The sequence below is a fragment of the Sphingomonas pseudosanguinis genome, assembly GCF_014196255.1.
GTDB classification, from domain to species: domain Bacteria; phylum Pseudomonadota; class Alphaproteobacteria; order Sphingomonadales; family Sphingomonadaceae; genus Sphingomonas; species Sphingomonas pseudosanguinis.
The window spans coordinates 438,002-451,067 of the sequence record NZ_JACIDH010000001.1; the positions used below are offsets into that span (position 1 = coordinate 438,002).

The following is a 13,066-nucleotide window of genomic DNA, read 5'->3' on the forward strand; positions in this document are numbered from 1 at the left end:
GTCGAGAGGGAAGGGGCCGGAGCGCGACCAAGCGTTCCGGCCCCTTTTTTCGTGGGGCGGGTGGGTTCCTCGAGCCCCTCCCCTTCAGGGGAGGGGTTGGGGTGGGGCCTATCCAAGGGTGCCAAGCTTGCGGAAGCGCCCCACCCCCGGCCCCTCCCCTGAAGGGGAGGGGGAGAGCGACGCCTCAATAGACCGGCGGCGGTGCCTCCGGGGCGTCAGTCGCGGGCATGTTGTGCGGCCCCATGTTGAACCGCACCCGGTCGACGCAGCCGGTATAGCCCTGCGCGTTGACCTTGAAGCGGGCGCTGCGCAGCACGGCGATCGCGCTCTCGCCGAAATCGCTGGCGGGCTGTGCGGCGATGACCTTCAGATTGCCCAGCTCGCCCCAGGGCGCGACGTCATAGCTGACCACCGCCCATCCCTCGATCGAACGGCGGCGAAAGGGTTCGGGGAAGCGGAGTTGCGGCGGCGTCGCCCAGTCATGCGCGTCGGGGCAATTGCCCGCGACCTTGGTGTCGCGGATCGCCTCGGGCATGTCGGGGGCGGGTAGCGTGGCCGGTGCGCGCCAGAAGGGATAGAAGCAACCAGTACGCGGGCCGCCGGTAAAGCGCGAGGCGCGGATAGCCTTCAACGCGGCGGCGTCGAGCGCGGGATTGGCGGTGCCGGTCAGCAGCGTGGCCGCCACCGGCTTGCCCTTGGCGTCCAGGTCATAGCGGACCATCGACCAACCGCGCGCGCCCGGCGTGGCGGACAGCTTTTCGAAATCGGGCAGGACGCGGACCAGCGGCTGGGGCTGCGGATCGTCCTGGCAGGTGCCGCCGGCTGAGCGGATGCGCAGCCAGCCCTCCTTGGGCAGCGCGCCCGATTGCGGCTGGATGGTGTAGGACATCAGTTCGGGCACGTCCGCCCGGTCGAGCGGCGTCGCGCGCGAGCTATAGGTGATACGGCAGTCCCGGTGCGCGCCGTTCGCCGCGAAGCGGCTGGCGACCAGCGCCGGCGCGATGTCGTTGGCATAGGGGACGAAGTCGGGGCTGTCGCGCATGACCGACACCGCACGGCCGCCCTGGTCGATGTCGAAGCGCAGCGTGACCGCGCGGTCGGCCGTGCTCGTACCGCTCCAGCCCAGCAAATTCCATGGCCGCCGAATCGTCGCTCCGGTGATGCTCACGCCGTCGCAGGTGACGGGGCCCGGCATCCATTGCAGCAATATGCGCGATGACGGCGCGGGCGAGGCCATCGTAACGATGGCGGGCGCGGGTGGTAGGGTGACACGCGCCTTCCCCGTCTGAGAGGCGGCGGGTGCGCCCGACACCAGCGACGTGGACAACAGGGCAAGGAACAGCGGCCGGATCATCGCGAAAGCCTCCCCATCATGCGCCGGATCGTCGGCACCGATCGTGCCAGCTTATGGAGGCTTCATGACAGGCGCGAGTCCTGTCCCCGAAACGGACCCGATTTTGACGGGAAAGGGCGGCGCCGCTGCCGGCACCGCCCTTTCCCGCCCGGTCAGACCGTCAGAAGGCGGCGGTCAGCGAGAAGAGGACCGTCGCATCGGCGATGCTCGCGCCGCCGGGGACCTGTCCCTTGGAGAAGTTCGGCTGGAGATAGGCCGATTCGGCGGGGCTGATGTCGGTGTCGACATAGGCGACGCCCAGCGTGATGTTCTTGTAGACCGCCACATCCGCGCCCAGCGACCAGTCCCAATATTCGCCGGTCGGCGACAGACTGGTGCCGTTGGGGCCGAGGCCCGGATTGCCCTTCGAATAGCCGATATGCGCCTTGGCGGTGATCGGCGTATTGGGGATGCCGACCGTGCCGTCGCCGGTCAGATAGAGGTTATCCCAGCGCTGGCCCCGGCTGTAGCTGGTGTTCGAGAAGTTGCCGAGCGAGGTCTGCTTGGGCGCATAATAGACGCCGGCGGTCAGGTTGGCGGGACCCGCCGTGCCCGACAGGCGGCCGAACAGCTCGACCACGTCCGATTCGGAGAAGCCACCGGGATAGGTGTACCAGGTGACGCCGACATCGGCCGTCGCGTTGCCATAGGTGTGTTTGTAGCCGACGATGCCGTCGAGCTCCATGTTGGCGCCGCCGAACGTGCCCCAGCCGGCGAGGTTCGACGCGAAGGTGCCGATATACAGGCCGCTGTCATGCGCGACGGTCAGCGCGGCCTGGACGGCGGCGTTCTTGTTGGTCTGCGAAATGCCGCGCAGGCGGTAATCGGTCAGGATCGCGGCGCTGCCGCTGATCGTGATGGGAGAAGGCGGTGCGGTTTCGCTGCCGCTGTCCTGCGCAAAGGCGGGCGTCGCGGCGACCAGCGAGAGGCCGCCAAGGAGGATCGTGGAGAAGCGCATCGTTTCCCTTTCAAACGGAAATTCGATGTTCTCACCTGCAATCTCGCGGCGATGCGGCCTCTGTCATGTCGGGTGAAACCCGGCGGACCGTCTGCCGTCGCGAGAAGGCCAAGCTGACAGCGCATGATGCACTGCACAAGCATAAACTCGATCCATGATGGTTTTTCGGCGACGCGCTGTGGCCGAGCGGTCACGGCTGAGGGCTGATGGGCGCGTCCAGATTTTCGTGGCGCAGGCCGCCGGGCAGGGAGCGGATGTGAATGTCACGCTGCGGATAGGGCAGGCCGACGCCGTGCTCCTTGAATAGGAACCATAGGCGGTTGAGCACGTCCGAACGGACATTGCCGACGCCGCTTTCGGGATCGCTGATCCAGGCGAGAATCTCGTGCTGAAGCGCATGGTCGCCGAAGCCCATCAGCCAGACGGTCGGCTTGGGGCTTTTCAGGACGCGTGGCGATTCGCGCGCGGCGCGCAGCATCAGCTCCTGCGCCAGTTTCAGGTCGTTGTCGTATGCGATCGAGACGGGGATGCGGACGCGCACGTTGCGGTCCGAATAGGACCAGTTCTCCACCTCCTGCGTCATCAGATTCTCGTTGGGGATCAGATGCTCCTTGCCGTCACGGGTGATGATCGAGACGGCGCGCACGCCGATCTTGTTCACCCAGCCGATCTCGTTCTGGAGCGCGATGACGTCGCCCGGCTTGATCGAGCGGTCCATCAGCAGGATGATGCCGGCGATCAGATTGCCGATCGTCTTCTGAAGCCCGAAACCGATCGCCAGGCCGAACCCGCCCGAGAACAGCGCCAGGCTGGTCAGGTCGATCTCCAGCAAATCCATCGCGAAGAAGAAGGCGATGACGACGATGGCGATGCTGGCGAGCTTCTGCGCCAGCAGCTTCTGCGTCGGGTCCAGCCCGCGCGCATGGCCGATCCATTGTTCGGTGATCCGGGTGACGGCGCGGGTGACGGCGAGGATCACGACGATGGTGACCAGCATCGTCACCAGCAGCATCACCGAAAATCGCCGCGACCCGACGGTGAAGCCGATCTGTTCGGCCAGCCGGCTGACCGGGCCGAGGCCGCCGATCTCGCGGCTGAACAGCGCGACGAAACAGACGATCGCGAAGATCCAGGCCAGCCAGCGTGGCAGGTTCAGCCCGCGCAGCAGCTGGAACCCCGCGCGCGCCATCGACGCGCCCAGCGCCAGCCCGATCGGCACCCCTGCCAGCGCCTCCCAGGGCCAGAGCGCGCCCAGCGTCATCAGCAACAGGGCGGCGGTCAGGTGCCGGGTGATCGCGCAGATGCGGGCGTGCAGCGCCTCGCCCTGCGCGATGGCGAAACGCTGGACCAGCGCGGCGACATGCGGGCCGAGCTTGCGCCCCGCGATCACGCCGCCCGCCAACATGGCGAGCGTCAGGACCGAGGCGACCCCGGCCTCCATGGCCTCGGCATGGGTCGGCAGTTCGATGCCGCTCGCCTGAAGCCACTCGAACAGCGTCATCCGCGCGCGGCCCGGAACCGGGCGAGCCCGCGATCGAGGTCGGCGATCAGGTCGCCCACATCCTCCAATCCGATCTGGAGCCGGACCAGCGGCCCGGCAAAGTCGCGCCTGGTGACGCTGCGATAGCGGTGCGGATCGGCGGGGATGGCCAGGCTCTCATAGCCGCCCCAACTGAACCCGAGCCCGAACAGCGCCAGTCCATCGAGCATCGCGGTGCGCGCGGCGTCGTTGCCGCCGTCGAGGACGAAGGCGAACAGCCCGCTCGACCCCAGGAAGTCGCGCGCGAAGATGTCATGGCCGGGGCAGGAGGGGAGCGCGGGGTGCAGCACCTGCGCGACGCCGGGCTGCTCGGCCAGCCATTTCGCGATGGTCAGCGCGCTCTGCTGATGCTGGGCGAGGCGGACGCCCATGGTGCGCAAGCCCCGGCTGCCCAGATAGGCGTCGTCGGGGCTGGCGACCTGGCCCAGCTGGAAGCTGGTGTCGCGAAGCGCCGCCCAGTGCGAGGGCGCGGCGGTGACCGAGCCCAGCATCGCGTCCGAATGGCCAACGACATATTTGGTGCAGGCCAGCACCGTCAGGTCGACGCCCTTTGCGATCGCCGGGAAGAAGAGCGGCGTCGCCCAAGTATTGTCGAGGATGGTGGTAATCCCGCGTTCCTTGGCGACCGCGACGATGGCGGGAATATCCTGCACCTCGAAGCTGAGCGAGCCGGGGCTTTCGAGGAAGATGGCCTTGGTCGCCGGGCCGATCAGCTCGGCGATGCCCGCCCCCACCAGCGGGTCGTAGAAGCGCGTCGTGATCCCCATCCGCGCCAGCAACCCGGTCGCCAGCCCGCGCGTCGGATCATAGGCGCTGTCGACCAGCAGCAGTTCGTCGCCCGGCGACAGCACGGATAGCAACGCCGCCGCGATCGCCGCCACGCCCGAGGGGTAGAGGAAGGTCGCCTGCGCGCCCGGCTCCAGGCTGGTCAGCGCATCGGCCAGTGACCATTGGGTCGGCAGGCCCTTACGGCCGTAGAACAGCTTCTCGTGCAGATCGCCCGCACCGGTGGCGCGCATATGGGCGACATTGTCGTACAGCACGGTCGAGCCGCGCCAGACGGGGACGTTGACCACGCCTTTGGTCCATTCGGCGCGGCGGCCCGCCTGGACCAGACGTGTGGCGGGCTTGATGGGCAGATCGTCGTCGGTCATCGGCTTCACGCGTCTTTCGCTTTGGGGGTGCTGGGGTCGGAACCCCATTCGGTCCAGCTGCCGTCATAGACGGGCATCAGGCCGCCGATCCGCTCCGCCGCGAAGGCGAGGGCGCAGGCGGTGATGCCCGAGCCGCAGGTGGCGACCATCGGCCGGTTCGGATCGACCCCGGCGGCGGCGAATTCGGCGGCGATGGCGTGGGCAGACTTCCAGCGGCCGTCGCCCTCGAACATCCGGTTATAGGGCAGGTTCAGTGCACCGGGGATATGGCCGGGTTCGACGCCCGGGCGCGGTTCGGGTTCGGCGCCGGCGAAGCGGCCGGGCGAGCGGGCATCGACGATCTGTGCGTCGCCCGCCTCGACATGGGCGTGAACCTCACGAAGGCTGCGCACGCGCGCCAGGTCGGCATGGGCGACGAACAGGCCGGGGGTTTCGGGCGCGCCCGCCGCACCGACCATCACCGGCTGCCCCGCCTCGACCCAGGCCGTCAGCCCGCCATCGAGCAGCGCAACCTTGCTGGCGCCGAACAGGTTCAGCAGCCACCAGACCCGCGCCGAACTGTGCAGCGGCGAGCGGTCGTACAGCACGATACGGTCGGCATGGCCGACACCCGCCTCACTCATCGCATGCTCGAAATGCTCGGCCGGCGGCAGCGTCATCGGCAGATCGCTCTCGGGATCGGCCAGGCCGCCCAGCGCCAGGAAGCGCGCGCCGGGAATATGCCCGTCCTCGAACCCGCGCCGCGCGGTCTGGCCGGTCGGATCGTCGAGGAAATAGGTGACGTCGAGGATACGCACATCCGCCTCGCCCGCGATCGCGGCGAGGTCTTCCGGGGTGATGAGTGGCGGCATCTGGGGCTCCTCGGTCGGTGGGTCCGTACCTAGGCGCGTTGGGGGCGGGGTCGCAAGCCAAGCAAAGCCCCTCTCCCGGCAGGGGGAGGGGTTGGGGAGGGGCAAGGGCCACGGGCGTTAGTCTCTGTGAGACACCAAGCCCTCCCCCATCCCCTCCCGCCTGCGGGAGGGGAGCGGCTAGAGGTGAGGGTGGGGCGTGGCCTTCGACTTCGCTCAGGCGGAACGGAGGTTATGGAAGGCCTCATATCCCCACCTCCGTTCAGCCTGAGCCCTTCGGCTGGCTGGCAAGCCAGCCGCTCAAGATAAACTTCTGCGCTACGCGCAGAAGTCGAAGGCCACGGGAATCGCGCTATCCCAACCCCTTCAAAAACCCCGCCGCCTGCGCCCGGATCGCTTTCCGGTCCGCCGCATCCATCCGGTTCCAGTTCCGATACGGCATCGCCATGCGCGGATTCTCGCCGAAGCGGTCCTCATGCCGTGCGAGGAAATCCCAATAGAGCGCGTTGAACGGGCAGGCGTCCTCGCCGACCCGCTGCTTCACATCGTACCGGCAATGCCCGCAATAATCCGACATGCGGTTGATATAGGCTCCCGACGACACGTACGGTTTGGACGCGATGATGCCGCCATCGGCGAACTGGCTCATGCCGACGACATTGGGCAGCTCGACCCATTCATAGGCGTCGATATAGATTTCCAGATACCAGCGATGCACCTCGGCCGGGTCCGCGCCGATCAGAATGGCGAAGTTGCCCGTGACCATCAGCCGCTGGATATGATGCGCGTGCGCGGTGTCGAGCGTCTGGCCCAGCGCCTGCGCCATGCAGTGCATGTCGGTCTCGCCGGTCCAGTAGAAGCCGGGCAGCGGCCGGTTCGCGCGCAGGAAGTTGCGGTCCACATAATCCGGCCCGACATGCCAGTAGAGCCCGCGCACATATTCGCGCCAGCCGATGATCTGGCGGATATAGCCCTCGACCGAATTGAGGCTGGCATTGCCGTCCTCATATTCCGCTTCCGCCATCCGGCAGAGTTCCAGCGGGTCGAGCAGTCCCGAATTGATATAGGGCGACAGAACCGAGTGCCACAGCTGATGCTGCCCGGTCAGCATCGCGTCCTGATAGTCGCCGAACTTGGGCAGGCCGTGCGCCATGAACGCCTCGGCCTGCTTTTGCGCCTCCTCGGCAGTCACGGCATAGGCGAAACCTTCAAGTGAACCGGGATGGTTGTCGAAGCGGGCGGCGACCAGTTTCAGGACCTCGCGGGTCATCTTGTCGGGTGCGAAGGTCAGCGGCTCGGGCGGCTTGTCCTTTTTGGGCGCGGGCTTGCGGTTGTCGGCGTCGTAATTCCACTTGCCGCCCTCGGGCTTGCCGCCCTCGGGCTTGTCGCCCTTCATGAGGAGGCCGGTCTTGCGGCGCATCAGCCGGTAGAAAAACTCCATGCGGAGTTCCTGGCGGTCCTTGGCCCAGTCCTCGAACTCGGCCTGGCTGGCGATGAAGCGGGTGTCGGGGCGGATGTCGACGGGAATGCCGAACATCGTCTCCCACGCCTCCAACATGGCGGCCACGCGCCATTCGCCCGCTTGCGTGACGACGATGCGTTCAGGGTCATGGCGCTCGACCGCGCGTGCGACCTCGCCGGTGAAGCTGCCCGCATTGTCCGGGTCGTCCAGCGTCACATAGTCGACCGTCCACCCCGCCTGTTTGAGCGCCTCGGCATGGTGGCGCATGGCCGACAGGATATAGGCGATCTTGGCCTTGTGATGGCGCACATACGATGTCTCGTCCGCCACCTCCATCATCAGCAGCACGGTGCGTTTGGGGTCGGCGCCCTCCAGGCTGGACAGATTCATCGACAATTGATCGCCGAGAATGGGGATCAGCGTTGGCGCTTTGGGCATGGCTGTCCTACATGGCCTTTCATGAAGCATCTCGGCCAGACCAGCGCGCTGCCCGCTTCCCCGGAAGAGGCGGTGCTCGATTATGTTCCCAACCCCCGTCCGGGGCGCACCTATCTGATCCGGTTCGCCGCGCCCGAGTTCACCTCGCTATGCCCGGTGACCGGCCAGCCCGACTTCGCGCATCTCGTCATCGACTATGTGCCGGGCGAGACGATCGTCGAGTCGAAGTCTCTGAAGCTGTTCCTGGGCAGCTTCCGCAACCATGCCGGTTTCCACGAGGATTGCACCGTCGGCATCGGCGAGCGTCTGTTCGAGGAAATGAAGCCGGTGTGGCTGCGCATCGGCGGATACTGGTATCCGCGCGGCGGCATCCCGATCGACGTGTTCTGGCAGTCCTCCGCGCCGCCCGCCGATCTATGGCTGCCCGACCAGGGCGTGGCGGGGTATCGCGGCCGGGGGTGAAACCTCTCGAAGGGCTATCCCATCCCATGCGGCGGGATAGCCCTTTGGCGACGTTTGCCGCGCGAACCTGCGGGCTTAGCGGCCCGCGACGATTTGAAGATCGGTGTAGAGAAATTCGCCGGTCGAGCAGATCAGCCGTACGATCGGCTTGCTGGCCTTGACCGAAAAATTCCGGGACTCGTCACCCAATGTCACCGCCACGGTGCTGCCATCATAGGTCAGACGGAAGGGCTGAACGGTGCCGAGCTGTACTTCCAGGCTTTTCGGCAAAATCTCATCGTCCTTGCCGTTGACGCTGAAACCCAGAATCTGGACCGCAGACCGCCCGGCAGGGGCCTTTTTCGGATCGAGCGGCAGCACACCGAGGGTGAAGCCGGCATAGACATCGGCGGGCTGCCCGGTTTCCGTGGCGTCGGCGATGATCAGCTTCGTCGACGGAATATAGGTTTTGTCCTTGGCTGTGGCGTTCAGTTTCACCTTGCCGCTCACGGTAAATGGCACGGAACCGGCGGGCAGCGTCAGTTCCGAGAAATGACCCGCCGCCGTGTCGCAATCATAGGTGATGCCTTGCGCATGTGCGGCCGGTGCCGCCGCCAGCAATCCCAACCCCAGCAAATAGCAAACGACACGTGAATTCATGATGTTCCCCCTGATCGAAATGTACCGATACGTCCCCCCGAACCGGTTGCATGGCAGTCAGCACAGCTGTCCTCCTGGTACAAGGGCGGCCTCGATCGATAAGCGATCGGCGTCACACGCAGCTCGCGGCGGAGATGCTTGGCAAACAGGATAATTGTCCTTCCCCGCGGTGATAACATCCTGCCGATGGCGGATTTCGTCCATTTCACCGCGCTTCCCAGTTGCAGTGCAGCAAATATGTAACACGCCCTGCAACCTTCCTGCCAAATACGGGTTCATGGAGGTGCGTGGTGTGCGGCGGGTCTGCCGTGGCCGCTACGTCTTCAAGGACATGCGATATGGTGGAAGCGAACGGAACCGTGATCGAGCGACTGGCGCTGATTGGCAACTTCCTGCCCCGGCAATGCGGGCTCGCGACCTTCACCACCGATGTCTATACCGCGATGCGCGACCGCTTTCCCGAACTGGCGGTCGATGTCTATGCGATGGACGATCATCCCGGCCGCTATGCCTATCCGTCGGCGGTGACCGCCGCCATTCCGCAGCATGATCGCGGCGCCTATATCGACACCGCGCGCCGGATCGAGGCGAGCGGCGCGCAGGCGATCTGGGTGCAGCATGAATATGGCATCTATGGCGGTGCCGCCGGCGAGCATCTGCTGGCGATGCTCGATCGCACCACGCTGCCCGTGATCGCCACGCTGCATACCGTTCTCGAAAAGCCCTCCGTCGACGAGCGCCGCGTGATGGAGGGGCTGCTGCGCCGCTGCGCGCGCATCATCGTCATGGCCGACAAGGGCCGCGACATCCTCCAGCGCGTCTATGGCGCCGATCCGCGCCAGATCGCGATGATCCCGCACGGCGTGCCCGATCGCGACCTGATCGCGCCCGACAGCCTGAAGGCGAAGTTCGGCTGGGAAGGGCGCAAGGTCGTCTTCACCTTCGGTCTGCTCGCGCCCAACAAGGGGATCGAGACGATCATCGAGGCGCTGCCCGCCGTCGCCGCGCACCATCCCGAGCTGCTCTACGTGGTGCTGGGCGCGACCCATCCCAATCTGGTGGCGCATGAGGGCGAGGCGTATCGCGACCGGCTGAAGGCGCTGGCGGGGGCGCGCGGCGTGGCGGACAATGTCGCCTTCGTCGACGCCTTTGTCGATCATGACGACCTGATCGAATATCTCCAGGCCGCCGACATCTATGCGACGCCCTATACCAACCCGGCGCAGATCACGAGCGGGACGCTGTCCTACGCGATCGGTGTGGGCAAGGCTGTAATCTCGACGCCGTATGTCCATGCGACCGAGATCCTGGCCGACGATCACGGCGTGCTGGTCGGTTTCGGCGATGTCGAGGCATTCGCGCGCGAGATCGACCGGCTGCTGTCGGACGAGGCCGCTCGCGATCATCTGTCGCAGCGGGCCTATGCTCGTGGTCGCACGATGATCTGGCCGCGTCTGGCCGAGGCGGCGCTGGAGCAGATCGGCGCGGCCATCACCGCGCGTCCGCGTCGTCTTCAGGCCGAATATCGCCCGGCGATCAAGCCGCTTGCCGCCGATCTGTCCGCCGTCGAGCGGATGAGCGACTCGACCGGCATGTTGCAGCACGCCATCTACTCGGTGCCCGATCGCCGCCACGGCTATTGCATCGACGACAATGCCCGTGCGCTGATCTTCATGACGCAGGCGCCCGGCATCGATCCCGTCACGCGCGATAAGTGGACCACCATCTACGCCTCGTTCCTGCAATATGCCTGGAACCCGGAAGCGCGGCGGTATCGCAACTTCATGCGCTTCGACCGCAGCTGGTGCGAGGATGTGGGGTCGGAGGATTCCAATGGCCGTACTCTCTGGGCGTTGGGTGTGACCGCGCGCGATGCGCAGATGGCCAAGCACCGCGACTGGGCGCAGATGTGGTTCGACGCGACCGCCTCGCTGGCACTCGACCTGGGCTCGCTCCGGGCGCAGGCCTTTGCGATGCTGGGTGCCGCCGCCATGCTGGAGGCGCGGCCGGGGCATCAACTGGCGCGTGCCATCCTCGAAAAGATGCCCGACCTGCATCTGGCTTTGCTGGAAGAGGCGCGCCGGCCTGAATGGCAGTGGTTCGAGATCGTTCTCGCCTATGACAATGCCCGCGTGCCGCAGGCGCTGATCGAGGCGGGACGCGCGCTTGGCCGGCAGGACCTGATCGATTGCGGCATTTCGACGCTCGACTGGATCGTCGCCAAGCAGACCTCGCCCGAGGGACGGTTCCGCGCGGTCGGCAGCGAGAGCTTCGGCCGCCCCTATGCCGAGCCGCTGCAGTTCGACCAGCAGCCGCTGGAGGCGCAGGCCACGGTCGAGGCGTGCCAGTCGGCCTATCTTGCGACTCGCGACCCGCGCTGGATCAAGGAGGGCGAGCGCGCCTATGGCTGGTTCCTGGGGGTCAACGACCTCGACCTGCCGCTGGCGACCGCCAATGACGGCGGCTGTTTCGACGGCCTGATGCCGACCGGTCTCAACCGCAACCAAGGCGCGGAGTCGATTCTGGCACTGCAACTGGCCAATTGCGCGATCGCTAGCCTTTGCCAATCCGCCTCAACCATGGCAGGAGCCGAGCGTCACATCGCCTGACGCGCCCGTGCGGCACGAAGGGCGATGGGACGAGCGTTTTGGTAGAGTGGCGAGACGATAGCGCGATGGATTTGTTCAACCACCGGCTGCGGCTTCATGCCGATCCTTCCCGCGTCGTGGTCCGCCCCTTTCACATAGCCTGGGGCGGCGGCAATGGCGCACCGCCCAGCCGGACCGAGCGTCTGGTGGGCGAGGTGCTGGCGATGACGCCGGAAGAGGCGCGCGACCAGTTGGAAACCGTGTTGAAGGATTTCGAGGCACGGCACTGGCAGACGCGGCGCGTCTTCATGACCCGTTACGACCAGATCGAGGATCTGCTGAAGCTCGACGGGTCGAAGATCAGCGACGAGAAGCGTCAGCTGATCGGCGCCTATTTCTGCCACGAATACAGCTACGCCGCCGCCGCGCTGATGAACCCCTCGGCGGTGCCGCATTTCGACCAGACCGGCATCCAGCCGGGGTCGCAGCGTATCCTGATGTCGATGCGCGCGGTGGGTGAGGGGCACATCTCCTCGGTCGCCTTCCGCGAAGGCATCATCAACGACCAGAACCAGCTGCGCCTCGCGCCCGAGCCGCCCTTCGCGACCGCGACCGACGTGCATGGCTGGGGCGACGACGATGTGCCCAACGGCCCCGTCACGGTGCACCGCCACCGCGACTCGACGCTGTCGGGCACAGTCATCTTCCCGATTACCCAGGCCCAGTCCAAGGGGCTGGAGGACATGCGGATCGTCCAGTTCACGCATGACGACGGCGCGGTCGAGTGGATCGGCACCTACACCGCCTATGACGGCGCGGGCATCCAGTCCGAGCTGATGCGCACGCGCGACTTCCGGTCGTTCGACCTGGTGCCGATGACCGGATCGGCGGCACGCAACAAGGGCATGGCGCTGTTCCCGCGCAAGGTCGCCGGCCAGTACATGATGATCGGGCGGCAGGACGGTGAGAATCTATTCCTGCTCAAGTCCGACTCGCTGACCCACTGGGACGAGGGCGAGAAGATTTTGACCCCCGTCTATCCCTGGGAGCTGGTGCAGATCGGCAATTGCGGCCCGCCCATCGAGACGGACGAGGGCTGGCTGCTGCTGACCCACGGCGTCGGCGCGATGCGCAAATATTCGATCGGCGCGGCGCTGCTCGACAAGAACGATCCCTCCAAGGTGCTCGGTCGCACGAAGCAGCCGATCCTTGCCGCCAAGGATCAGGACCGCGAGGGCTATGTGCCCAACGTCGTCTATTCCTGCGGTGCGATCCGGCACGGCGACTCGCTGTTCCTGCCGTACGGCATTGCGGACAGCTCGATCGGCTTTGCGTTCGTGAAGATCAGCGAGCTGCTGGCGGCGATGTGATGACGCGGTGGCGCGGGTAGCAATACCGCGCCACCAGCCCCCTTTTCATTCCTCCCCTGTAAGGGGAGGGTGTGCGAGCTTTGTCGTGCCCCCGGCACGTCAAGATGGTGCCCGGGGTGCACCATCTCGCTCGCACACATCCGAAGGATGGTGGAGGGGTGTAACCCCTCGGTAGACGAAGTATGCCCCCGTTACCGGGACACCCCTCCGTCAG

10 protein-coding genes are annotated in these 13,066 nt (G+C 66.2%); 3 read left to right on the top strand and 7 right to left on the bottom strand.

All coding sequences use genetic code 11. From position 1 onward, the window contains the following. Positions 1-184 precede the first annotated feature (184 nt). From GGR48_RS02100 to GGR48_RS02125, 6 genes are all read right to left on the bottom strand, one after another. Positions 185-1,354 carry a TonB family protein gene (locus tag GGR48_RS02100; RefSeq protein ID WP_240456156.1) on the bottom strand — a complete coding sequence of 390 codons (1,170 nt, stop codon included), beginning with the start codon at positions 1,352-1,354 and terminating at the stop codon, positions 185-187. Between the two features lie 160 nt (positions 1,355-1,514). Further along, positions 1,515-2,351: a TorF family putative porin gene (locus tag GGR48_RS02105; RefSeq protein WP_183950241.1), complete on the bottom strand. Its 837-nt coding sequence runs from the start codon at positions 2,349-2,351 to the stop codon at positions 1,515-1,517. 190 nt (positions 2,352-2,541) lie between these two features. Further along, positions 2,542-3,852, bottom strand: coding sequence for a mechanosensitive ion channel family protein (locus GGR48_RS02110; protein WP_183950242.1), 1,311 nt, complete (start codon positions 3,850-3,852; stop codon positions 2,542-2,544). Beyond that, positions 3,849-5,045 (bottom strand): cystathionine beta-lyase, encoded by a 1,197-nt coding sequence (gene metC, locus GGR48_RS02115; RefSeq protein ID WP_183950606.1) that lies wholly within the window; start codon positions 5,043-5,045, stop codon positions 3,849-3,851. The genes GGR48_RS02110 and metC overlap by 4 nt, the downstream gene beginning before the upstream one ends. Positions 5,046-5,050: 5 nt before the next feature. Next, entirely contained in the window at positions 5,051-5,896 is an 846-nt protein-coding gene (locus tag GGR48_RS02120; RefSeq protein ID WP_183950243.1) for a sulfurtransferase, read from the bottom strand. 349 nt (positions 5,897-6,245) lie between these two features. After that, complete coding sequence (locus tag GGR48_RS02125; protein WP_183950244.1) at positions 6,246-7,793, bottom strand: cryptochrome/photolyase family protein; 1,548 nt, start codon at positions 7,791-7,793, stop codon at positions 6,246-6,248. A gap of 21 nt (positions 7,794-7,814) precedes the next feature. Here GGR48_RS02125 and queF point away from each other — a divergent pair, with 21 nt between their 5' ends. Then, complete coding sequence (gene queF, locus GGR48_RS02130; RefSeq protein ID WP_007403692.1) at positions 7,815-8,255, top strand: preQ(1) synthase; 441 nt, start codon at positions 7,815-7,817, stop codon at positions 8,253-8,255. A 75-nt stretch (positions 8,256-8,330) separates the two neighbouring features. Here queF and GGR48_RS02135 read toward each other — a convergent pair whose 3' ends face one another. Then, a complete protein-coding gene (locus GGR48_RS02135) occupies positions 8,331-8,894 on the bottom strand; it encodes a hypothetical protein (RefSeq protein WP_183950245.1) in 564 nt (187 codons plus the stop codon). A gap of 338 nt (positions 8,895-9,232) precedes the next feature. Between GGR48_RS02135 and GGR48_RS02140 the strand changes: the two genes are divergently transcribed. Together GGR48_RS02140 and GGR48_RS02145 are read left to right on the top strand one after the other, a co-directional pair. After that, positions 9,233-11,503, top strand: coding sequence for a glycosyltransferase family 4 protein (locus tag GGR48_RS02140; RefSeq protein ID WP_183950246.1), 2,271 nt, complete (start codon positions 9,233-9,235; stop codon positions 11,501-11,503). 65 nt (positions 11,504-11,568) lie between these two features. Then, positions 11,569-12,852 carry a glycoside hydrolase family 130 protein gene (locus GGR48_RS02145; protein WP_183950247.1) on the top strand — a complete coding sequence of 428 codons (1,284 nt, stop codon included), beginning with the start codon at positions 11,569-11,571 and terminating at the stop codon, positions 12,850-12,852. Positions 12,853-13,066 lie beyond the last annotated feature (214 nt).

What these genes read in the sequence shown, in the direction of transcription:
- GGR48_RS02140 (WP_183950246.1), top strand. Translation starts at nt 9,233, where the DNA reads ATGGTGGAAGCGAACGGAACCGTGATCGAGCGACTGGCGCTGATTGGC.
- GGR48_RS02125 (WP_183950244.1), bottom strand. Translation starts at nt 7,793, where the DNA reads ATGCCCAAAGCGCCAACGCTGATCCCCATTCTCGGCGATCAATTGTCG.
- GGR48_RS02145 (WP_183950247.1), top strand. Translation starts at nt 11,569, where the DNA reads ATGGATTTGTTCAACCACCGGCTGCGGCTTCATGCCGATCCTTCCCGC.
- GGR48_RS02120 (WP_183950243.1), bottom strand. Translation starts at nt 5,896, where the DNA reads ATGCCGCCACTCATCACCCCGGAAGACCTCGCCGCGATCGCGGGCGAG.
- GGR48_RS02105 (WP_183950241.1), bottom strand. Translation starts at nt 2,351, where the DNA reads ATGCGCTTCTCCACGATCCTCCTTGGCGGCCTCTCGCTGGTCGCCGCG.
- GGR48_RS02110 (WP_183950242.1), bottom strand. Translation starts at nt 3,852, where the DNA reads ATGACGCTGTTCGAGTGGCTTCAGGCGAGCGGCATCGAACTGCCGACC.
- GGR48_RS02100 (WP_240456156.1), bottom strand. Translation starts at nt 1,354, where the DNA reads ATGATCCGGCCGCTGTTCCTTGCCCTGTTGTCCACGTCGCTGGTGTCG.
- metC (WP_183950606.1), bottom strand. Translation starts at nt 5,045, where the DNA reads ATGACCGACGACGATCTGCCCATCAAGCCCGCCACACGTCTGGTCCAG.
- GGR48_RS02135 (WP_183950245.1), bottom strand. Translation starts at nt 8,894, where the DNA reads ATGAATTCACGTGTCGTTTGCTATTTGCTGGGGTTGGGATTGCTGGCG.
- queF (WP_007403692.1), top strand. Translation starts at nt 7,815, where the DNA reads ATGAAGCATCTCGGCCAGACCAGCGCGCTGCCCGCTTCCCCGGAAGAG.